Genomic DNA, 20,909 nt, shown 5'->3' on the forward strand with positions numbered 1-20,909 from the left:
CCGAAGACAGGGCTCCGGCCCGATCGGCGCGCAGGGCTCCGGCCCGGCCCGAAGACAGGGCTCCGGCCCGATCTGCGCGCAGGGCTCCGGCCCGGCCCGAAGACAGGGCTCCGGCCCGATCGGCGCGCAGGGCTCCGGCCCGGCCCGAAGACAGGGCTCCGGCCCGATCTGCGCGCAGGGCTCCGGCCCGGTCCGAGGGCGGGGCTCCGGCCGGACCGCTGTTCCCTCACGTCCCGCCACGGTCGCTCCTCGCCCGCCGTCCGGAGGCCGCCCGGCCGGGCGACGGCGGCTGCGGGACGGGAGTGAGCCAGCCGCGGGCGGCGGCGAGGACACCCGCCTGGAAACGGCTGCGGGCCTGCAGGCGTTCGAGGAGGTGCGCGGTGACACGGCGTCCGGTGCGTACCGAAATCCCCAGCTTGCGGGCGACGACCTCGTCGGTGTACCCGGCCGCGAGCAGTTCGAGGACCGCGCGTTCCTGGCCGGTGGGGCGTTCGTCGTCGGCCGGCTCGGGCTCGGGGTCGAGCGGCTCGGAGCGCTGCCACTGCAGCTCGAAGAGGGCGTTCAGGGCGGTGACGGCGGGGCCGCCGTCCAGGACCAGGATGCCCTCGTCCAGCTGGTGCTGATCGCGCAGCAGCACGGCGGTGCGGCCGTCGAACAACGCCATGCGCAGCGGGAGTTCGGGCACCGTGCGCACCTCGGCCCCACTGCCCCGCAGCCAGCGGGCGTGGGCGAGGGCGTCCCGGTCGCCGGCGAGGCCGGTCACGCACAGGTAGCGGGCGCGCAGGCGGCCCCCGACCACTCCCTGCTCCAGCACACGGGAGGCCTCCGGCGAGCTCTCCAGCCGCGGGCCGCGCGGCGCGAACAGCGCGAACTCGCGCTCGCAGCCGTACGCGTAGCGCTCCAACCGGGAGCGGACCGCGTCCTCGCCGGTGAACTCCCTGACCCCGCTGGGCCCGGTGCCCGGGGCCTCGTCCATGAGCTCGATCAGCATGCGGCTGATCTCGAACCGGGCCTCCGCCACGGCCTTCTGCCGCTCCAGCAACCGCTGTTCCTGGCGGGCCAGCAGGCGCTGCAGGCTCAGCTCGGGGTCGACGAGCCGCATGCGTCCGGGCCGTTCCTCGGAGGGCCGCAGCAGCGCCAGGCGGATCAGCTCGTCCCACGCGTCCTCGATCCGGTCGGGCGCCCAGCCCAGCATCCCGGCCAGTTCCTGCCGTCCCAGCTGCGGAGTCCTGAGCATGACGCCGTACACGGCTGCGGCGTCCGGGCCCAGTCCGAGTTCGTCAAGCATCGTCGGTTCCTCGTCGGGGGGTGGGTCGGATCGGAGGATTCGCGGAGGGGACGGAACGCGCGGGGGGCGCGGTCCGGGGGTGTGCGACCGCGGGGGTGCGGCAGTTGCACGCGTGGTGCGCCGCCGGGCGCTCCGGCGGGTGGGCGGACCGCGCCTCCCGGTGTCCGTCGGGGGCGCTTCGGCCGGGCGTCATCCGGCCCTGCCGTCCAGGCTGCGGGCCAGGTCGAGCCAGGCCTCGGCGCACTGCCGGGCCAGGCCGGCGGCGATGCCGGTGCAGTGCGGCGGGACGCTGTCGGCGAGCTGGCGGCGACGCTCGGCGGGGACGGCGTGGGTGGCCATCAGCCGCAGCAGGTAGCGGCCGTTCTCGGTGAGCCGTACCGACGGGTCCCGGCTGAGCACCCGCAGCAGCTCGTCCCGCTCCTCGGCGGCCGGGCGTCCGGCCGCGCTGCGTCCGCCGCGGGTCCGCGCCGGGCGGCCCGCGCGGTCCGCGGCCCCGTCGGCCGACCGGTCCTGTCCGGCCGTCTTGGCGGCCCGCCGCTCCCGCTGCCCGGGCGGTACCGGGTCCTCGCCCCGCAGCACCCGTTGGCGTACGTCCCTGACCGTGCCCGGCGAGATGCCGACCGCGGCCGCGACCGCGCGCAGGGACGCCTCGGGGTGCGCCGCGATGAACGCCCCGGCCTGGCGGCGGGCCTCGGCGGTGTTCAGCGGGCGGACCCGTCCGTCGCGGCCCACGCGGACCGCGGCCTGCGGCTCGGGGCCCTCCATGCGCTGGCGGATCGCGCACACGGTGCGGGCGGACAGGCCGACCACCGAGGCGATGGCCCGGTCGGACCACTGGGGGTGGGTGCGCAGGATGCGGTGGGCGGCCGCGGTCCGGTCGGCCGTGGACAGCGGCAGGCCGTGTTTGACGTTCAACTCGACGGCGAGCACGAAGGCGTCGTGCTCGGACCCGTCGAAGAAGCGCACCGGCAGCCGTTCCTCGCCGCGCAGGCGCGCGGCGCGCAGCCGGTGCATGCCGTCGACGACCCGCATCGTCGCACGGTGCACGATGACGGGCGGCAGGGTCGCCCCGGACCCGGCGAGCGTCCGTGCGTGCGCCGCGTCCTCTCCTCCCAGCCGCGGGGACGCGGCCGGGAGCAGCGAGTCGATCGGGACGAGCTCCACGGGGGAGAGCCGGTTGTGGTGCGCGGCCTCGGGATCGGCCGTGTCCAGGAACAGGGCGGCGGAGTCCGCGAGGCTGAGCGGTAACCCGCCTCCCGGGGATCCGATGGTCAGGGCGCTCCCCTGGACGGCGGTCCCGGTGTCCCGGATCGCTGCGCCTGTGTCGGTGGAGTCGGTGCTGCTCACGTGGCTGTCCCCCCGGTTCGGTCGGTCGTGCGGGGTCGCATCCAAGGAGGCGTACGGCGCCGGGCGCGAGGTGCGGTCCCGGCCGGTGAAAGATGTGTGGCGTTCCGCATGGTGCGTGTCCCCCTTCGGGGCGGCGGGGCCGTTCGGGGTTCGGGCCGTCCGCCAAGTCCCCGCATCCAGCATAATACCTTCGCGAAGGAATTTTATTTGAGCCGAGTGGCGCCCGGTAGGCGCGCGGCGAGTTCCGGGTCGTCCCCGACGGTCACCGGGTGGCCGACCTCGGTGAGCATCGCCAGGTCGGAGACGTGGTCGCCGTAGGCGAAGCAGTCCCGCGGGTCTGCCCCGGGGTACCGGTCCAGCAGCCGCCGGACCAGTCGCCGCTTGCCCTCCCCGATCACCGGCCCGTCCTGGAGTTCGCCGGTCAGCACCCCGCCGCGCTCCACCGGGCGGGCGCACAGCAGGTGTCGGGCGCCGACCGCTTCGGCCACGGGGTCAAGGAGCGCCGGGAAGGACCCGGAGACGAGTGCGAGGACGGCGCCCTCGGCGCGGTGCGCGTCCAGGGCCGCGCGGGTGCCGGGGACGAAGAACCCGGCCCGGCGCGACCGTTCGCGATACCAGCGGCGCCCCACCTCCGCGACGGCGGCGGCGCTCTCACCGGCCCAGGCGCGGTAGTACCGGCGGTTCGCCTCCTCCCGGGACACCCCGGCGCCCGCCATCGCGGCCAGTTCGGCGGTGAGGCGCCGGGCGTGCCGGACGCCCTGTGCGCCGTACCGCTCACCCCAGTAGAAACCCAGGAAGTCGATCAGGCTCTTGCAGGCGACGAGCGTCTCGTCCACGTCACTGAACACCACCACCCGCACGGCGACGGCACCGTCCGGCCACTCCTGCCCGGCGGGTCCGAGCGGACCGGACGGCATCGGGCAGGGGGTGGGCCCGCACGGGGGCGGCGACACCGATGCGCCGTGGGGCGGCGCCGCGACCGCCGGCTCCTTCGTCCCGTTCACGCCGGCGCGGGCCTGCCCGACGGCGGTCCGCGGGGCCGCGTGCAGCCGCCCGGTACGCCCCAGGGCGCGCGTTCCCGCTGCCCGGTCGGCCGTCTTGGCGGCCGCTCCACCGGCACGGCTCTCGACCGCCGTCACCGCCGGCGTCCGATCCCCCGTGGTCACGCCCTCGTCACCTGCCCTCGGCCGCCAGGGCCGCCGTGCCGACGCGGGCATAGGCCTCCGCCGCGGGGCCGAGCCGCAGGGCGGCGTGCCCGGTGGCGGTGTGCACATCGCGCCAGGCACGTTGGAAGTCGCCCGCCGCGTCGCTGCCGTGCGAGCCGCCCGTCCGGAAGAGACGGTCCACGGCGGCCACCACGAGTTCGGCTCCGACCGCGGCGTCCCGCTGACCGTGCGCGACCGCGCCCTCGGCCCGCGGGTCCACGTCCGCCCGGCACGCCACCTCGCGCAACAGCAGCCCGGCGGCGTCGAGTTCGGCGGAGGAGCGGGCGTACGCCTCCCAGACGGGAACGGCGGCGGAGGCCGCACCCGTCGCCGCCTTGCCCAGTACCAGCTCGCTCCACAGGCGCAGGGCCCGCCGGGCGGCGCCCAGCGCCACCGCGACCAGCAGGACTCCGCCGACGAGCTGGGCGGGGGCGGCGTAGGGGACGGGGCGTCCGGGCGTCGCGTCGCCGCTCATCATCGCGGCCATCTCGAAGGAGCGCCGGCGCGGTACGAAGACCCCGTCCAGCGCGATCTCGTGACTGCCCGTCCCGCGCAGGCCCACGCTGTTCCAGGAGTCGATGACCTCGACCTCGGCCCGGGGCACGGCGAAGACGAGCGCACGCGCACGCCCGCCCGCGTCGGCGTCCGCCTGCCGCTCCGGCGCGGCCACCAGCACCCAGTCGGCATGGTCCACGCCGCTGGCGAACCGCCATCTGCCGCGCACCCGCCAGCCGTCGGCCTCGGGCTCGGCGCTTCCCGCCGGCGGGATGACCGCCGCCGATATCCGCACGTCGGGCGTTCGGCCCCAGAGGTCCCGTTGCCCCTCCTCGGGCAGGAACGCGGCGAAGCGCCCGTGGCCCGCCCACAGCACCCCGCACCATCCGGCGGATGCGCAGCTCCCGGCGACCTCGACGGTCGCGTCGAACAGCTCGGCGAAGCCGCCCTCGCCGCCGCCCCAGGTCCGGGGCACGAAGTGCCGGGCGAAGCCCGCTTCGGTCAGCGCCCGCGCGGTCCGCGCGCAGATGTGCCGTTCCCGCTCGGCGTCGGCCGCGCCGAGCGAGGCGACCGCGGCGGCCGGGGCCGGAGCGAGCAGCCCGCGCCGCCGGGTGTCCGCCGCGATCAGGTCAGTGAGCTCGGTCATCCCTTGAACTCCTCGGATCAATGCGATTGTTTGAGACGGCCCGGACCGTGACGAGGGCGTTCGGGCTACCAAAAATTCCTTCGCGAAGGTATCTTTAGCATGTACCAGCAGCCCTCGGAAGGGAAGAGGGATGACCGGAAAGCAAGCACGGTCACGGCTGACGTACGAACGCGTCCTGGACGCCGCGGCCGAGGAGTTCGCCCGGCAGGGGTACCCGAACACCAATCTGCAGCGGGTCGCGGAACGCACCGGACTCACCAAGGGCGCCCTGTACGGCCACTTCCCCTCCAAGGAGAAACTGGCCAGGGCCCTGGTCGAGCAGTTCGACGCGGCCCTGAGCACACCGGACCATGAAAGGACCGGGGGCGACGACGGCACGGACGCCTCCGACGGCCCGAACGGCACCGCGCTCGGCAAGCTGCGCTCGCTCACCTTCTCGCTCGCCGACCGCCTCGAGAACGACATCCGCACCGCCGCCGCCCTCCGCCTCGTCATGGACCGCGCCCAGCGGACCGGGGAGCCCCCGACGATGCTGTCCCGGCTGCGGGCGCACGCCGTGGAGCTGGTACTGGAGGCCCAGCGGGAGCGGGACGTCGACCCGGAGCTGCCCGCCGAGCGCGTCGCCAACCTGCTGCTCGCCGTACTGTTCGGCGCGCACTGCACGGCACCCGTCGTGAACTGGGCGAAGCTGCCGGACCGCGTCCGCGAGATGTGGGACCTGCTGGGCCCGGCCCTACGCGGACACCGTGCGGAACCCGGCTCCTGACCGGAAAGGCACGCCACCGTCCCGGGCCGGCCCGGGACGGCCCGGGACGGGCGGGGCACGGCGGCGGCCGACGTACGGGCGGAGGGACAGGTCACCCTCCGCCCGCGCCACCGCCCCGACGGAACGTCAGCCGCCCGGCGTTCACCGCTTGCGGCGGGGTGTCAGCCCGCCCACCCCCCGCACCACCGCCCGACGGAACGTCAGCCGGTCTCCGCCCACACCAGGTCCGCCGTGGTGACCACCTTGCCGCACTGCACCGCGTCGACGGTCAGTCGGCGGGTGCCGGTCTCGTGGCGGTCGTCCCGGACGACGAGTGAGACCGGGGCGTCGAGCTCGACGAAGAGGCGGCAGTCGGTGGTGCACGAGACCAGGGAGTACGCGCCGACGTCGGACGAGCCGCCGTTGACGAGCAGATGTCCGAGCTGCCGGAAGCCCTCCAGGGACGCCATCATCGGCAGATGGTCGGTGGGATGGTCGAACAGGATCGCGTGGTCCGTGTCGATCCGCATGCGCCACTCCCCCGCGGCGGACCGCTCCAGCACACAGTCCTTGGCCCGCAGCCGGCCCGTCCCGCAGGGCGGCACCGTCTCCCACTCCGCCCCGCCGGGCCCCGTCCGCACCGCGTCGCTCGTCAGTGAGACCGGGCTCGCGTAGGGGGTGCTGCGGGACCGCAGCACCTGATAGGTCCGTTCGTCCAGCGCGATGAAACGGATCCCGGCCCGCCCGCAGACCCTGCCGTCCACGGTCAGCTCCGCCTCCAGGCGCAGTCCGTGACGGCGCGGCGGCCGATGCCCCACCCGTACGCAGCGAACGTCCAGCACAACGGAGTGCGGCACCGCGCGCACGCGCAGGGGTGCCGGGTCCGTGATCTCGAAGTCCATGTCGTAGGCCACGAACCGGTACCCGAGAGGCACGTCGTAGTACTCGTGGGAGAGGTAGACCAACGACTGCCGAAGCGTTTCTGCAATGAGCAGGGGATCCGTGCGGCCCAGCGGATCCGGGTAGTACAGCGCATGATCCCTGGGCCACTGCGCGGCGACCAGGAAGTGGTCCTCCCCGAGCGGTGCCGTGTCGGTGAGAAAGACCTCGGCCATGGCCGCACGGTGCACCAGGGTGCGCGGCACCGGCCTGAGATGGTCGAGGCGCTGCACGAAGTCGGCACGCCACGCGCCGCCGGCGACGAGGGGCGCTTCGCGCGTCGAGGTGCGGACGCCCGGCGCACCGCCCCGGTCGGTCACGGTCTCGGCTCTCGGAGTGGTCGCCTCCGCGGCTAAGACATCAAACATGATGCATCCTCCACTCAGTCACGATGGAACGATGTACGGATCGCTGCGATGACGGAGCGGGGGCAAGAACCCATCCCCCAGGGTCGAGAAAATATACCTTCGAGAAGGAATATTGCAATGCCTGCCGCTCTCCCCGACGATGGTCCACATCACCCAGGAGCAATGAACGTGAAGAGGAGCACTGTGGGAGCAGCAGACAAGCCCACGCGCCGACCCTCGTCCAGTGCCGCCAGGCCGCGCGAGCTCAAGCAGGAGCGCGCCGTCCGCACCCGTCAGCAGGTGCTGGACGCGGCCGCCGCGGCCTTCGCGGAACGGGGCTTTCCGGCCGTGACCATGCTCGACATCGCGGAGATCGCGGGCATGACGAAGGGCGCCGTCTACTTCCACTACGCGAACAAGGAGGCCCTGGCCACCGCGGTGAGCGAGGAGTTCTACCGCCGTCTTCCCCTGATCGCCGAGGAGGTGGGCAAGGCCGGCCTGCCTCCCCTCCAGGCGGTGGCCGAGCTCCTCAACCGCACGGCGCTGGCCTTCCGCGACGACACGATGATCCAGGCCGGGGCACGGCTGCAGATAGAGTCGGCGTCCATCAACGCCTCGCTGCCCGAGCCGTTCGTCGGATACACCGAGTCGGTCACGCAGCTGCTCGACCGGGCCCGGGGCGCGGGCGACCTGCCGTCGCACAGCGCCCCGGACGCTCTGGGCCGGGTGCTCGTGGCGGCGTTCTTCGGGGCGCAGCACATCTCGTGGCGGCTCGACCAGCGGGCCGATCTCGTGACGCGGGTGCGGGAGATCATCGACGCCGTGCTGCCGATGGCGACCTCCGCGGCCGGCAAGGTCTGACACCGCGGAGCCGACACCTGGTCCCTTCCCGCACCGGACCACCGCGGGAGACGGGCCCTCCCGGAGACGGGCCCTCCCGGAGGCGGGACCCCCGGACCGGACCACCCGGAGACCGGACCATCCCCGGACGGCCCGACGACCGCCGCCCCGCGCCTGCGGCGGCCGTCGGGAGGCCCGGTGGCGGTGACGTCAGCGGATGCGCAGGCCATCGAGGTACGACCGCACGTTGCGGCGGGTCTCGGTCACGCTGTCGCCGCCGAACTTCTCCGCCACGGCATCCGCGAGGACCAGGGCGACCATCGCCTCGGCGACGATGCCGGCCGCCGGCACCGCGCACACGTCCGAGCGCTGGTGATGTGCCTTGGCGGCCTCACCCGTGGCCACGTCGACGGTGGCCAGCGCCCGCGGCACCGTCGCGATCGGCTTCATCGCCGCCCGCACGCGCAGCACTTCCCCCGTGGACAGACCGCCCTCGGTGCCCCCGGAACGGCCGGTGGCACGCCTGATCCCGTCACCGGTCGGCACGATCTCGTCGTGCGCCTCGGACCCCGGCACCCGCGCCAGCCCGAACCCGTCGCCGACCTCGACCCCCTTGATCGCCTGAATGCCCATCAGCGCGGCGGCCAGCCGCGCGTCCAGCCGCCGGTCCCAGTGGACGTGCGATCCCAGCCCGACCGGTACGCCGTACGCGAGGACCTCGACCACACCGCCGAGCGTGTCACCGTCCTTGTGCGCCTGGTCGATCGCGGCGACCATCGCCTTCGACGCCTCCGCGTCCAGGCACCGCACCGCATCCGCGTCCAGCCTCGCCACGTCGGCCGGGGTCGGACGGACGCCGTACGGGGCCTTGGTGTTCGCCAACTCGACGACGTGCGAGACGATCTCGATCCCGGCGGTCTCCTTCAGATAGGAGCGGGCCACCGCGCCCAGCGCCACGCGGGCCGCCGTCTCGCGGGCCGAGGCGCGCTCCAGGATCGGCCGGGCCTCGTCGAAGCCGTATTTCTGCATCCCCGCCAGGTCGGCGTGGCCGGGCCGGGGCCGGGTCAGGGGCGCATTGCGCGCGAGGTTCTCGAGGACGGCCGGGTCCACGGGGTCGGCCGCCATGACCTGTTCCCACTTGGGCCACTCGGTGTTGCCGACCATGATCGCGACCGGTGAGCCGAGGGTGAGCCCGTGCCGCACACCGCCCAGGAAGGTGACCTTGTCACGCTCGAACTTCATGCGCGCGCCGCGCCCGTGGCCGAGCCGCCGCCGGGCCAGGTGGTCCGCCACCATCCCGGTGGTGATCGGCACACCGGCGGGAAGCCCCTCCAGCGTCGCGACCAGTGCGGGACCGTGGGACTCCCCCGCGGTCAGCCAGCGCAGCCTGCCCGCCGTCGCGCCGCTCATGCCGCCTCCCGCCGGCCTGGTGCCGCGGCTGGCGACGTTTGCCCGTCAAGCGTCGCCTGCCGCGGCGCCAGCAGGGACGCCGCCGCCCATGACGTGGCGGCGGCCGACCATGGCTCGCCGCGGCGCAGGGCCACGGGGGCCGTGGCCGTCCGGTCCGTGTCGCGCGGTGCCGGCTTCCGCCGCCGGGACAGCGCCGCCCCGAGCACGAGCGCCAGCGCGGCCACCTCCTCCGCTGTGGGCTCTCCCCTGACGACCCGCCAGGACCCGGCGGCCAGCAGGTCGTGCGCGCGAAGCCCCTCGCTGAGGGCGCTCATTGGGGCTGGTTCCCATGCTTCCGGCCGGGCAGGGGGACGTGTTTCTCGCGCAGCATGGCCAGCACTCCAATCAGTGCGGAACGGGTGTCCGCAGGGTCGATGACGTCGTCGACGAGGCCGCGTTCGGCCGCGTAGTAGGGATGCATCAGTTCGCGCTGGTACTCCTCGACGCGTTGCCGACGGGTGGCCTCCGGGTCCTCGGAGGCGGCGATCTCCCGCCGGAAGACGACATTGGCGGCGCCCTCGGCACCCATCACCGCGATCTCGTTGGTCGGCCAGGCCAGGCAGACGTCGGCGCCGATCGACTGCGAGTCCATCACGATGTAGGCGCCGCCGTAGGCCTTGCGCAGCACCAGGGAGACCCGGGGCACGGTGGCGTCGCAGTACGCGTACAGCAGTTTGGCGCCGTGCCGGATCACGCCGTTGTGCTCCTGGTCGACACCGGGCAGGAAGCCGGGCACGTCGACGAGGGTGACGAGGGGGACGTTGAAGGCGTCGCAGAACCGCACGAACCGCGCGGCCTTCTCGGACGCGTGGATGTCGAGCACCCCGGCGAGCACGGACGGCTGGTTGGCCACGACACCGACGACCTGTCCAGCCAGCCGCGTCAGCGCGCACAGCACGTTGGGCGCCCACGCCTCGTGCACCTCGAAGAAGTCGCCGTCGTCGGCGATCTCGGCGAGCACCGCCCGCATGTCGTAGGCGCGTCGGGGGTCGGCGGGCACCTGGTCGAGGAGCGTGTCGGTGCGCCGGTCCGGAGGGTCTTCCACAGGAAGGGCGGGCGGGTGTTCGCGGTTGTTGGAGGGCAGCAGGTGCAGCAGCCGCCGTACGTCCTCCAGGCAGCTCTCCTCGTCGTCGTGGACGAAGCCGGCGAGTCCGGAGCGCGCGGCGTGCACGTCGGCGCCACCGAGGCCGTCCTGTCCGATCCGCTCGCCGGTGACCGCCTGGACCACATCGGGGCCGGTGAGGAACATCTGGGAGGTGCCGCGCACCATGAAGACGAAGTCGGTCAGTGCCGGGCTGTAGGCGGCGCCGCCCGCGCACGGCCCCATGATGACGCTGATCTGCGGAATCACCCCGGAGTTGCGGACATGACGGCGGAAGATGCCGCCGTAGCCGGCCAGCGCGGTCACGCCCTCCTGGATGCGCGCGCCGGCACCGTCGCACAGGCCCACCAACGGCGCCCCGGCCTTCTCCGCCAGGTCCATGAGCCTGTGGATCTTCTGGGCGTGGGCCTCGCCGAGGGCACCGCCGAACATGCGGAAGTCATGGGCGTACGCGAAGACCGTACGGCCGTGGACGGTGCCCCAGCCGGTGACGACACCGTCCGTGTACGGCCGCTTGTGCTCCAGGCCGAAGCCGCTCGCGCGGTGCCGGCGGAAGGGTTCGGTCTCGGTGAACGTGCCCTTGTCGAAGAGGAGCGCGAGCCGCTCGCGCGCGGTCAGCTTGCCCTTCGCGTGCTGTGCGGCAGTGGCCTTCGAGCCCGGTCCGGCGTGCACCTGCTCGCGCAGGGCGGCCAGTGCGGCCGCCCTGGCGCGGGCGTCCCCCGGCTCGGTCATCTGCACGCCCCCCTCCGCAATCGGGACCGGCCGCTCCCGGCCGCACCCCTGGCCTCAGCTGGACACCTGCCATGGTGGACGCCCGCCCTAGCCGGAGCCTTGCAGGGATCTGTACCGGTGGCCTCGGTCCTCGATCCGAAGCGGCGTGATCACCAGTCAGCCGGCGCGCGTCTTCGGTAGGCTCGCCGCCATGGTCATGACCAGTGCATCTCCGCAGGTCACAGGGGGTGTGTCGAGGTCCACGACGTACGACGAACGGAGCGACCATGACAGACGTCTCTGAGGCCACCGACTCCGCCGGTCCGTCGGTCTTCGCGGACATTCCCACGACCACCCTCGCCGACATCCTGGGCCGAGAGCAGGTCATGGACATCGGCATACGACCGCTGTGGTCGCCGGTGCCGCGCACGGCCGGACCGGCGTTCACCGTGCGGTGCGCTCCCGGCGACAACCTCATGCTCCACGCGGCCATCCACCGCGCCGGGCCCGGGTCGGTCATCGTCGTCGAGTCGGGCGACCTGGACTACGCGCTGGCCGGCGGAAACGTCTGCGCCGTGGCCCGGTGACGCGGCGTCAGGGGCTTCGTCGCCGACGGACTGATCCGCGATCTCGCCGAGGTCCGTGCCATGGGCTTCCCCGTCTTCGCCCGGGGCGTCATCCCCATCCCCGGCGGCAAGTCGGTCGTGGAGCCGCTCGACGTGGAGGTCCGCTGCGGCGGGGTGTCGGTGCGCGCCGGCGACCCGGGGGGGGCCGACGAGGAGGGCGTCGTCGTGGTCCCCGCCGCCCGCGCGGACGAGGTGCTCGCCGCGGCCCGGGCCAAGCTGGCCAAGGAGGCCACCGAAACCCTCGACGCGTGGGAGGAGGCTCACCGCGCCCGCGTCGACGCGATCCTGCGCGCCCAGGGCTTCGAGGGCCGACGGCACGTCTGACGGGTCGTCAAGGGCTGCAGGGAACTGGTCCGGGAGCGCCGCCGGGGGCATTGGGGTGATGCCCACGGCGCCTCCGTTTGACAGGAACGGGAAACGTCAACTGGTTCCCCGTCGACGCACGCCCGGGAATTCCACGGGCCCGGTACCGAGAGGGAACCTGATGGCAAGGAGGAAACGAATCCCCTTCCGTTGGATTCGCATCTGGGCCGCGGCGGGCATGGCATTTCCCATGACGCTCGCCGTCACCTCGGCTTCTTCGGCCACGAGCACTCCCCACATCCGCTCCGCAGGCGACGAAACCCCGGAATGCCGGCTCACCACGGGGCCTTTTCAACGGCAGGTGGAGAAGTATCTGGGTCTGCTCGAGGACGGAGAGCAGTCCGCGACGGACTGCGCGGCCATCCAGAAGATGCAGCAGAAGTACGAGATCGACCCGGCGGACGGGTATGCCGACCTCATCAGCTACCGAGCCGCCGGCGTGACCTGGGCCGCGGCCCACAAGAAGTCCCTCACCGGATGCCCCGGAGGGGCGAAAGTCGCGGTCTGCGTGGACCAGAACCGCCAGCTGCTGTGGGTGCGGAAGAACGAGAAGATCGTCTTCGGTCCCGTCCCCGCCCGTACCGGCAGGCCCGGATACGCGACCCGCAACGGCCGGCACAAGATCTACCGGCGCGTGAAGGACTTCTGGTCGACCCAGTTTCCCGGCCCCATGCCGTACAGCCAGTTCTTCGACCGCGGTGAGGCCCTCCACGCGAGCCGCCGGCCGATTTTCGAGGACCCGGGATCGCACGGGTGCGTGAATCTCCGGTACGACGACGCCAAGGCGCTCTGGTCCCTGCTCCGCATCGGCGACAGCGTCTACCTCTGGGGCACCAGGAAGGGCGAGTAGTCACACGGCGCATTCCCGGGCAGCCGTCCACAGGGCCACCGGGCCGCCGCACCCCGTCCGATAAGGTGCCCCCGTTGATCAAAAGGGGGCTGACATGCGGCTTCGTTGTGCCGTGCTCGACGACTTCCAGCAGATCGCGACGACCGTCGCGGACTGGTCAGCGATCGGGGACCGGGTGGAGGTGGTGTCCTTCGCCGAGCACTTCGGCGACGAGGACGCCCTGGCCACGGCGCTGGCGGGGTTCGACATCGTGGTCACGCTCCGCGAGCGCGTGCCGTTCCCGGGCTCGCTGTTCGCCCGGCTGCCCCGGCTGCGACTGCTCGTCGCCTCCGGCATGCGCAACAACGTCATCGACTACGCCGCCGCGGAGGCGCACGGCGTGACCGTCTGCGGCACGGAGAGTTCCGGCACACCGCCCGTCGAGCTGACCTGGGCCCTGCTGCTCGGGCTCGCACGCGGCATCGTCGAGGAGAGCAACGCCCTGCGGCACGGCGGACCTTGGCAGAGCACCGTGGGCGCGGACCTGCACGGACGGCGGCTCGGACTCCTCGGTCTCGGCAGGATCGGCAGCCGGGTGGCGCGGGTCGGACTCGCGTTCGGCATGGAGGTCGCCGCCTGGAGCGAGAACCTCACGAAGGAGCGCGCGGACAAGGTCGGTGTGGAACTCGCCGGGTCCAAGGAGGAGTTGCTCGCGACCGGCGACTTCGTCTCGGTGCACCTCGCGCTCGGTGATCGCACCCGCGACCTGGTCGGCGCGCGTGAACTGGCGCTCATGAAGCCGACCGCCTACCTCATCAACACCTCACGTGCCGCCATCGTCGACCAGGACGCCCTGCTCGCGGCCCTGCACGAGGGCCGTATCGCGGGCGCGGGCGTCGACGTGTTCGACGTGGAGCCGCTTCCGGCCGACCACCCGATGCGCACCGCCCCGCGCCTGCTCGCCACCCCGCACCTGGGCTACGTCTCGCGCGACAACTACGCGACGTACTACGGCCAGGCCGTGGAGGACATCCAGGCATACCTGGCCGGGAAGCCGGTGCGCCGCCTCGGCTGATCGGCGGCCGCGGAGGGTCAGCCGCGCAGGCTGAGGGCCGGCACCAGGACGTGCGCGGCCGTGCTCAGCGTCTCCTCGGCGCCCGCGAACGCCGCCAGCCGCTCCGGCTCGACAGGCCTGCCGGGCGCGGCCTCGGGCCAAGGGCGGGTGGCGAACAGGAAGTAGGCGTGGCCGCGTGCGCGGAGGGCGGCGAGCCACTGAGGCGGCACGGTGCACTGGGCGTTCAGATACGGCATCGTGACGACGGCCTGGCCCGCCTCGGCCAGCAGCGTCACGGGCAGGCCGGGACGCTGGGTGCCGTCGATGAGCTGGTCGCCCGGGTTCAGCCCGTTGGCGCGCAACAGCGCCTCGACGGCGGCCGCCGAACCCTCCGGACCGCTCTCCCCGTCGCCGAGGGAGTAGGCGAGCAGGTAGGGCATGTCCCCGCCGGGGGCCTCGCCGCTCCAGGCCAGGACGACGAGCGTGCCGAGGTCGGCGGCGCGAAAGGGGCGCGTTGCGCTGGAAGTTGTGGTCACCGCGGAACCGTATCGACGCCCCGGCGGGCCACCGGGCGGTTTCTCGCCCGACCGGGGGATGCGGACGGCGGCGACCACACGAACGAGGGACCCGGACGGCCAGGGCCTGTCTTTCGGGTCCTAGCGGCCCCGGAGCGGAAGACCGCCGAGCAGCCGGGCCGGGCCGGCCTGCCGGTTGAGGGCGGCCGCCGCGCCGTTCACCGTGCTCAGCACGGAGTGCTTGTTCTCGGTGTCCAGGGTGTCGGACTGGTGGGCGATGGGGCGGATGTCGAGGGTCTTTTGGGTGGTGACGGTCTGCAGCGCACCGTTGAGGCTGGTGGGCGTCAGGTCGGAGGCGGCGTCGGCGAAAGCGGGTGCGGCGACGCCGGCGGCGACCAGGGACCCGGCGACGACGGTGACGGCCTTGAGGGACTTCATCCGTGTTCCTTTCTTCGGCGACCGAAAGTCACCGGAGCTTCGGTGACCCAAGTCACCGGAGGGGACGGTTGCGTCCTGGCTAACGAGCCCCCGACCCGGCGGAAACCCTTACGGCCTCTCGTTCGGATCAGGCCGGTTCAGCGCTTGGGCGGGTACGGCAGGGCCGAGACCGTGTGCTGCGGCGGGTCCGTGGGCTTGCCGGCCGGCGCGAGCTTCGAGCCGGACGTCGCAGAAGCCGTCGGGCTGGGCTTGGTGGTGGGGTTCCCGCTCGGCTTCGGCATCAGCGACGGCGGAAGGCCGGGCATGCTCGGCAGGCTGGGAAGGGGCGGCATGGTCACCCCGCCGGCCACGAAGGCGACGAGGACGCTGATGAGCTTGTTGAGCACGGTCGTGGCCGCGGGCAGTACCTGACTGCCGTTGCCGGACGTGGTCGCCGCGGCCAGGTCGTCGACCGCCTTGCGCAGAGCGGCGAGCGCGTCGCCCTGCACGTCGTTGCGCGACGGTATGGGCACGGTCGGCGCCGGGGTGGGCGGGGCGATCCTGGTGATGGCGTCCTGCGCGGCCCTGCTGAGCTCGGCCGCCTCCTTGGCGGGCAGCCGGTGGTTGTCCGCCGTGAGCGCGGCCTTGAGGAGTTCCGAGACCGGGGCCACGGCACGGTCGGCTTCGGCGAGCCGCTGGACCCGGGGCAGGAGCACCTCCGGGCCGGGCAGAGGGGCGGAGGCGTGGGTACGGCCGCGGGGCGCGTCGTGCTCGGCCGCCACCGCGGCGGGGCCGGTGATGCCGAGCAGCAAGGTGGCGCAGACAGCGGTGGAAGCAAGGCGACGGGTGGGCACAGCAGGCATGAGTGGTCCCCTTCGTGGTCGGTGAGGGTGCTTGTGCTCACCGTGGAAGGAGCCGCCAGGGCGTGCAACAGATCGGCTGCCCGCAGTAGCGTCCGCGGCCCGTCGTGCACCATGTTTTCGCTGATGAGAGGACCTGTGAGCGCATGCGCGACGGCGCCACCCGTTCGGGGCAACGCCGAACGGGCGCAAGGACGCCAACCGGCCGTCCCCCCGAGGGGGGAACGGCCGGCAGAAGGGTCCGCTGTCGGGCGTCAGCCGTTGGCGCAGGTGTTGCCGAACGCCGGGTTCAGCAGGCCGACGACGTCGATCGTGTTCCCGCACACGTTGACCGGAACGTGAATCGGGACCTGCACGACGTTGCCCGACAGAACGCCCGGAGAGTTGTCGGCGGCGGCGCTTGCGCCGCTGTCAGCGGCGGCGATGCCGGCGGTGCCCGCCACGGCCGCGGCGGCAACGGAGGTCAGGGCAAAGCCCTTCGCGATACGCGACATGGAGAGGTGCTCCTTGGGGATCGTCACAACAGCCGGGCGGAATGCCCGACGTTGAGTCAACTGCGGGGCACCCGTCCGGGTTGCGCCTCCGATGGGGTGATATCCGCAATGACCGCGATTCACCCTTCCGGCACACTTGACTGGTTTCGCGCGCCGCGGCAGCCAGTGCGCCGCAGGTGCCGGCGCTCAGGCCGTGGCCGGGCGGCCGCTGCCCCACCGTGCGAACCGGTGACGCGTACGGATCCCGGCCGGCCAGGCCACCCCGGCCCCGCCCTGCCCCCGTGCAGAGCGGGGCCGGACCCGCTGCGCCGGGCCCGGCCCGCCGGTCCGTGCGTCCCCCGCAGCGACCGCCGCGGCCCCAGCCTGCCGTCAGGCGATCCTTCCGGTCTTGGAAAAATGCGCACTGCCGTTCGGTGAGAGCACCAGGCTCGTCACCTCCCCCGTCATCCGGTCCGCTCCGGGCGGCCCGGACCGCATCGCCGCCACCTCTTCGCGCGCCGCGGCGAACTCCCGGGGCGTGCACCCGGTCATCGCCCGGAACTCCCCGCTCAGATGCGCCTGGTCGTAGAAGCCGCAGAGCGCCGCGGTCTCGGCGGCCGACCGCCCGGAGGCGAGCAGCCGCCGGGCGCGTTGCAGCCGCAGCACGCGGGCCGCGGCCTTCGGGCCGAGCCCGATCTGTTCGCGGAACCGGTTCTCCAACTGCCGTACGCTCCACCCGACCTCGTCCGCGAGCCGCGCCACCGGCACGGCACCGCCGCTGCGCCGCAGCAGCGACCAGGCGCGCACCACCCGGGCGGAACTCGGCGGCCCCGCCTGCGTCCAGCGCGCGAGCACGTCGTCGAGCAGCCGGAAACGGTCCGTCCAGCCGGGCAGCGCGGCCAGTGCGGCGGCGAGTTCGGCCACGCCCGCCCGGCCGCCACGACCCGTCGGAGGCGGCAACTCGTCCGGGTCGACGGGCCGGTTGGTCAACTCGTGCTGAGAGGTGCCGAAGAGCGTGAACGCGGCCCAAGGGGTGAGCAGGATCTCGATGCCGAAGATGCGGCCGCCGTGCTCGCCGACGGCCGCCGTGGTGTTCAGAGCGGAGTACACCGACTCGAGGGTCGTCCGGGGCCGGCCGGGCCGCGCGATACGGACGCAGCCCTCGAAGCCCAGCAGGAGCGTGGCCGCGCCGATGGGGGTCTCCAGGCGGCTGCGCGGGCCGTCGAGCGCGAGCCGGATCCCGCGGTAGCTGATCACACCGGGTCGCAGCCGGGGGTGCGGCCACGCGACCACGTTTTCCCAACTCCCGCCCGGTCCGCGCCCGCTGCGCGCCACCATCCCGCTCGCCATACGTCCTCCCGGCACACCCGGAAACCATCCATGGTGCCCACCCACCCCGCGCCTCCGAAAGCCCACCGGCCCTCGGTTTCCCGAAACCACGTCAAGGTGTCATCCGAATGTCTGGACAAAACATTGACAGGGCTCCCCGGCGCGGCTAGACCTGGGGACAGCCGACGCGAAGGGAACCCGATGGAGGCCTACGACCTGATCACCATGGGCCGGATCGGCGTGGACCTCTATCCACTGCAGACCGGGGTGCCCCTGCCGCAGGTGACGTCCTTCGGGAAGTTCTTGGGCGGTTCGGCGACGAACGTGGCGGTCGCCGCCGCCCGGCTCGGTCGGCGTACGGCGGTGATCACGCGCACGGGCGACGACCCCTTCGGCGCCTACCTCCACCAGGCGCTGCACGGCTTCGGCGTCGACGACCGCTGGGTCACGCCGGTGGTGGGGCTGCCGACACCGGTCACCTTCTGCGAGGTGTTCCCGCCGGACGACTTCCCGCTGTACTTCTACCGGCAGCCCAAGGCGCCGGACCTGGAGATCGACGCGCACGAACTGGATCTTGACGCGATCCGCGCCGCGCGGGTCTTCTGGATCACGGGCACGGGCCTGTGCGAGGAACCCAGCCGCACCGCCACACTCGCGGCGCTCGCCCACCGCGCCGAGGCCGGTACGACGGTCTTCGACCTCGACTGGCGGCCCATGTTCTGGCGCGACCCGGACACCGCGCGCCCGTTCTACGCCGAGGCCCTGCGCCACGCCACCGTCGCGGTCGGCAACATCGACGAGGTTCAGATAGCCACCGGTGAGCGCGATCCGCACACGGCGGCACGCGCCCTGCTGGACGCCGGTGTCGAGTTGGCGGTGGTCAAACAGGGACCCAAGGGCGTCCTCGCGGTCAGCCGCACGGGCGAGTCGGCCGAGGTGCCGCCGCTCCCGGTGAAGGTCCTCAACGGTCTCGGCGCGGGCGACGCCTTCGGCGGGTCGCTGTGCCACGGGCTGCTGGCCGGCTGGGACCTGGAGCGGATCATGCGGTACGGCAACGCGGCGGGCGCCATCGTCGCCTCCCGCCTCGAGTGCTCGTCCGCGATGCCCACGGCCGACGAGGTGGAGGCGGCGATCACGGCAGGAGCGGTGCTGTGACCGTCGCGACCGGAACATAGCCAGCAGAACTTGACAACTCCCGGGCAGGGACACCGTCTTCGCGGGGCCGACCGACCTCGCGCACGGGTCCGGGCCGCCCGGGCACCGATCGCCTCCGGCGCGGGAGACCGCTTCGCCCTGGCAGGAGCGAAGTGCGAGCGCAGACTCCCCGCCCGCTACGGCCCCGCGCCGGAGGTCCGAGCGACGTACGGTCGAGACGTGCAGGGCGGCAGGGCCGTACCCCAGGTGCGGATCTGCTTCCACCCGGACCACACGGAGGGATACCGATGACCTCAACGACGAGGCTCACGGTCGCTCAGGCGCTCGTACGCTTCCTGGCCGCCCAGTACACCGAGCGCGACGGCGTGCGCCGCCGGCTGATCGCCGCCACCTGGGGCGTCTTCGGCCACGGCAACGTCGCGGGCCTCGGGCAGGCGCTGGTCGAGTACCCCGACGCCATGCCGTACCACCAGGGCCGCAACGAGCAGTCGATGGTGCACGCGGCGGTCGGCTACGCCCGCCAGTCGAACCGGCTGTCCGCGCACGCGGTGACGACGTCCATCGGGCCGGGCGCGACCAACCTGGTCACGGGTGCCGCCCTCGCCACGATCAACCACCTCCCGGTCCTCCTGCTGCCCGGCGACGTGTTCGCCACCCGCCCGGCCGACCCGGTCCTGCAGCAACTGGAGGTCCCGCAGGCCGGCGATGTGTCCGTCAACGACTGTCTGCGCCCGGTTTCAAGGTACTTCGACCGGATCACCCGCCCGGAGGCGCTGATACCGGCCGCCCTGCGGGCGATGCGCGTGCTCACCGACCCGGTGGAGACGGGCGCGGTCACGCTGGCGCTGCCGCAGGACGTGCAGGCGGAAGGCTTCGACTGGCCGGAGGAGTTCTTCGCCGAGCGGACCTGGAACGTGCGCCGCCCGGGCCCCGACCCGATCGAACTCGGCGAGGCCGTCCGGGCGGTCCGCGCCGCCCGGCGCCCGCTCGTGATCGCGGGCGGCGGTGTCCACCACAGCCGCGCCGAGGAGGCCCTCGCCGAGTTCGCCGAGGCCACCGGCATCCCGGTCGCCTCCACCCAGGCCGGCAAGGGCTCGCTGCGCTGGGACCACCCCCAGGACGTCGGCGGCATCGGCCACACCGGCACGGCGGCCGCCGACGAGCTGGCCCGCACCGCGGACCTGGTCATCGGCGTCGGCACCCGCTACACGGACTTCACCACGGCCTCCGGCACCCTCTTCACCGGCGAGGGCGTCCGCTTCCTCAACGTCAACATCGCGTCGTTCGACGGGCACAAGATGTCCGGGATGCCACTGGTCGCGGACGCGCGCAGCGCGCTGGAAGAGCTGACCGAGGCGCTCGAGCTGCACGACCACCGGGTCGATCGGGCGTACGTCATCGAGTACACGGAGGACAAGGAGCGCTGGGAGCAGCGCGTGGAGGCCTGCTTCGAGGCCGAGGAACCGGATCTGCGGCCGACGCAGCCGCAGGTCATCGGTGCCCTGGACGCGGTGGTGGACGAGACTGACGTGATCATCAACGCGGCCGGCTCGCTCCCCGGCGACCTGCACAAGCTGTGGCGGTCCCGCTCCCGCGACCAGTACCACCTCGAGTACGGCTACTCGTGCATGGGCTACGAGATCCCGGCCGCGATCGGCGTGAAGCTGGCCGCGCCGGAGCGGCCCGTGTGGGCGCTGGTCGGCGACGGCACCTATCTGATGATGCCGACGGAGATCGTGACGGCCGTGCAGGAGGGCATCGCGATCAAGGTGCTGATCCTGCAGAACCACGGCTACGCGTCCATCGGCGGCCTGTCGGAGTCCGTGGGCGGCGAGCGGTTCGGCACCGCCTACCGCTTCCGTTCCGACGACGGCACGTACACGGGGGCGAGGCTGCCCGTGGACCTCGCCGCCAACGCGGCCAGTCTCGGGATGCGGGTGCTGCGCGCCAGGACCGTACGCGACCTGGGTGACGTGCTCGCCGAGGCGCGCGCCGCGGACACTCCCACATGTGTCTATGTGGAGACCGAAACCGCAGACACTGTGTCGGGCGCGCCTCCGGCGCAGGCCTGGTGGGATGTACCCGTGGCCGAGACCGCGACCCGGCCGTCCGCGGTCAAGGCGCGCGAGGTCTACGAACGGCACGTTGCCACCCGGCGCCGCCATCTGTGAAGG

General features: G+C 73.2%; 19 protein-coding genes and 2 pseudogenes. 8 read left to right on the forward strand and 13 right to left on the reverse strand.

From position 1 onward, the window contains the following. Nucleotides 1–226 precede the first annotated feature (226 nt). From ACZ7L1_RS09020 to ACZ7L1_RS09035, 4 genes are all read right to left on the reverse strand, one after another. Nucleotides 227–1,288, reverse strand: coding sequence for a LuxR C-terminal-related transcriptional regulator (locus tag ACZ7L1_RS09020; protein ID WP_471435506.1), 1,062 nt, complete (start codon nucleotides 1,286–1,288; stop codon nucleotides 227–229). 189 nt (nucleotides 1,289–1,477) lie between these two features. Beyond that, nucleotides 1,478–2,635, reverse strand: a complete 1,158-nt coding sequence (locus tag ACZ7L1_RS09025) for a ParB/RepB/Spo0J family partition protein (RefSeq protein WP_471435508.1) — start codon at nucleotides 2,633–2,635, stop codon at nucleotides 1,478–1,480. 203 nt (nucleotides 2,636–2,838) lie between these two features. Next, complete coding sequence (locus ACZ7L1_RS09030) at nucleotides 2,839–3,801, reverse strand: HAD family hydrolase (RefSeq protein WP_471435509.1); 963 nt, start codon at nucleotides 3,799–3,801, stop codon at nucleotides 2,839–2,841. A 7-nt stretch (nucleotides 3,802–3,808) separates the two neighbouring features. Next, the gene (locus ACZ7L1_RS09035) at nucleotides 3,809–4,981 is read right to left on the reverse strand and encodes an acyl-CoA dehydrogenase family protein (RefSeq protein ID WP_471435510.1); all 1,173 of its coding nucleotides are present in this window, start codon (nucleotides 4,979–4,981) and stop codon (nucleotides 3,809–3,811) included. A 130-nt stretch (nucleotides 4,982–5,111) separates the two neighbouring features. On the opposite strand from ACZ7L1_RS09035, the gene ACZ7L1_RS09040 reads away from it, so the two are divergent. Next, complete coding sequence (locus ACZ7L1_RS09040) at nucleotides 5,112–5,747, forward strand: TetR family transcriptional regulator (RefSeq protein ID WP_471435512.1); 636 nt, start codon at nucleotides 5,112–5,114, stop codon at nucleotides 5,745–5,747. Nucleotides 5,748–5,947: 200 nt separating this feature from the next. Here the strand turns inward: ACZ7L1_RS09040 and ACZ7L1_RS09045 are convergent, their stop codons facing one another. After that, entirely contained in the window at nucleotides 5,948–7,033 is a 1,086-nt protein-coding gene (locus tag ACZ7L1_RS09045) for a ScbA/BarX family gamma-butyrolactone biosynthesis protein (protein WP_471435514.1), read from the reverse strand. A gap of 162 nt (nucleotides 7,034–7,195) precedes the next feature. Here ACZ7L1_RS09045 and ACZ7L1_RS09050 point away from each other — a divergent pair, with 162 nt between their 5' ends. Further along, nucleotides 7,196–7,873 carry a ScbR family autoregulator-binding transcription factor gene (locus ACZ7L1_RS09050; RefSeq protein WP_471435515.1) on the forward strand — a complete coding sequence of 226 codons (678 nt, stop codon included), beginning with the start codon at nucleotides 7,196–7,198 and terminating at the stop codon, nucleotides 7,871–7,873. Between the two features lie 189 nt (nucleotides 7,874–8,062). Here the strand turns inward: ACZ7L1_RS09050 and aroC are convergent, their stop codons facing one another. Genes aroC through ACZ7L1_RS09065 form a run of 3 tightly spaced genes read right to left on the reverse strand, consistent with a single transcriptional unit; the run spans nucleotide 8,063 to nucleotide 11,135 of the window. Further along, nucleotides 8,063–9,262, reverse strand: coding sequence for a chorismate synthase (aroC, locus tag ACZ7L1_RS09055; protein WP_471435516.1), 1,200 nt, complete (start codon nucleotides 9,260–9,262; stop codon nucleotides 8,063–8,065). Continuing rightward, nucleotides 9,259–9,576, reverse strand: coding sequence for a hypothetical protein (locus ACZ7L1_RS09060; protein WP_471435518.1), 318 nt, complete (start codon nucleotides 9,574–9,576; stop codon nucleotides 9,259–9,261). Before ACZ7L1_RS09060 ends, aroC begins: the two co-directional genes overlap by 4 nt. Continuing rightward, nucleotides 9,573–11,135, reverse strand: coding sequence for an acyl-CoA carboxylase subunit beta (locus ACZ7L1_RS09065; RefSeq protein ID WP_471435519.1), 1,563 nt, complete (start codon nucleotides 11,133–11,135; stop codon nucleotides 9,573–9,575). The genes ACZ7L1_RS09060 and ACZ7L1_RS09065 overlap by 4 nt, the downstream gene beginning before the upstream one ends. Before the next feature lie 266 nt (nucleotides 11,136–11,401). Here ACZ7L1_RS09065 and ACZ7L1_RS09070 point away from each other — a divergent pair. From ACZ7L1_RS09070 to ACZ7L1_RS09080, 3 genes and pseudogenes are all read left to right on the forward strand, one after another. After that, nucleotides 11,402–12,064 (forward strand): annotated as a pseudogene (locus tag ACZ7L1_RS09070) (RraA family protein). 229 nt (nucleotides 12,065–12,293) lie between these two features. After that, nucleotides 12,294–12,953, forward strand: a complete 660-nt coding sequence (locus tag ACZ7L1_RS09075) for a L,D-transpeptidase (protein WP_471435521.1) — start codon at nucleotides 12,294–12,296, stop codon at nucleotides 12,951–12,953. Nucleotides 12,954–13,047: 94 nt separating this feature from the next. After that, nucleotides 13,048–14,007 (forward strand): D-2-hydroxyacid dehydrogenase family protein, encoded by a 960-nt coding sequence (locus ACZ7L1_RS09080; protein WP_471435522.1) that lies wholly within the window; start codon nucleotides 13,048–13,050, stop codon nucleotides 14,005–14,007. A gap of 17 nt (nucleotides 14,008–14,024) precedes the next feature. Here the strand turns inward: ACZ7L1_RS09080 and ACZ7L1_RS09085 are convergent, their stop codons facing one another. The 5 genes from ACZ7L1_RS09085 to ACZ7L1_RS09105 form a co-directional block, all read right to left on the reverse strand. Next, the gene (locus ACZ7L1_RS09085; protein ID WP_471435524.1) at nucleotides 14,025–14,522 is read right to left on the reverse strand and encodes a DUF5949 family protein; all 498 of its coding nucleotides are present in this window, start codon (nucleotides 14,520–14,522) and stop codon (nucleotides 14,025–14,027) included. A 120-nt stretch (nucleotides 14,523–14,642) separates the two neighbouring features. Further along, a complete protein-coding gene (locus ACZ7L1_RS09090; protein WP_471435526.1) occupies nucleotides 14,643–14,939 on the reverse strand; it encodes a hypothetical protein in 297 nt (98 codons plus the stop codon). A gap of 137 nt (nucleotides 14,940–15,076) precedes the next feature. Beyond that, nucleotides 15,077–15,781 (reverse strand): hypothetical protein, encoded by a 705-nt coding sequence (locus ACZ7L1_RS09095; protein ID WP_471435528.1) that lies wholly within the window; start codon nucleotides 15,779–15,781, stop codon nucleotides 15,077–15,079. A 251-nt stretch (nucleotides 15,782–16,032) separates the two neighbouring features. After that, on the reverse strand, nucleotides 16,033–16,272 hold the full coding sequence (gene chpG / locus ACZ7L1_RS09100) for a chaplin ChpG (protein WP_471435530.1): 240 nt from the start codon (nucleotides 16,270–16,272) through the stop codon (nucleotides 16,033–16,035). Between the two features lie 369 nt (nucleotides 16,273–16,641). Continuing rightward, entirely contained in the window at nucleotides 16,642–17,601 is a 960-nt protein-coding gene (locus ACZ7L1_RS09105; protein ID WP_471435532.1) for a helix-turn-helix domain-containing protein, read from the reverse strand. Between the two features lie 180 nt (nucleotides 17,602–17,781). Here ACZ7L1_RS09105 and iolC point away from each other — a divergent pair, with 180 nt between their 5' ends. The 3 genes and pseudogenes from iolC (at nucleotide 17,782) to iolD (ending at nucleotide 20,906) form a co-directional block, all read left to right on the forward strand. Next, a complete protein-coding gene (gene iolC / locus ACZ7L1_RS09110) occupies nucleotides 17,782–18,735 on the forward strand; it encodes a 5-dehydro-2-deoxygluconokinase (RefSeq protein ID WP_471435534.1) in 954 nt (317 codons plus the stop codon). Between the two features lie 34 nt (nucleotides 18,736–18,769). Next, nucleotides 18,770–18,933 (forward strand): annotated as a pseudogene (locus tag ACZ7L1_RS09115) (5-deoxy-glucuronate isomerase); the annotation flags it as partial. Nucleotides 18,934–19,022: 89 nt separating this feature from the next. Further along, complete coding sequence (gene iolD / locus ACZ7L1_RS09120; RefSeq protein ID WP_471435535.1) at nucleotides 19,023–20,906, forward strand: 3D-(3,5/4)-trihydroxycyclohexane-1,2-dione acylhydrolase (decyclizing); 1,884 nt, start codon at nucleotides 19,023–19,025, stop codon at nucleotides 20,904–20,906. The last annotated feature ends 3 nt before the right edge of the window (nucleotides 20,907–20,909 follow it).

This window comes from Streptomyces sp. NPDC107546 (assembly GCF_055639175.1).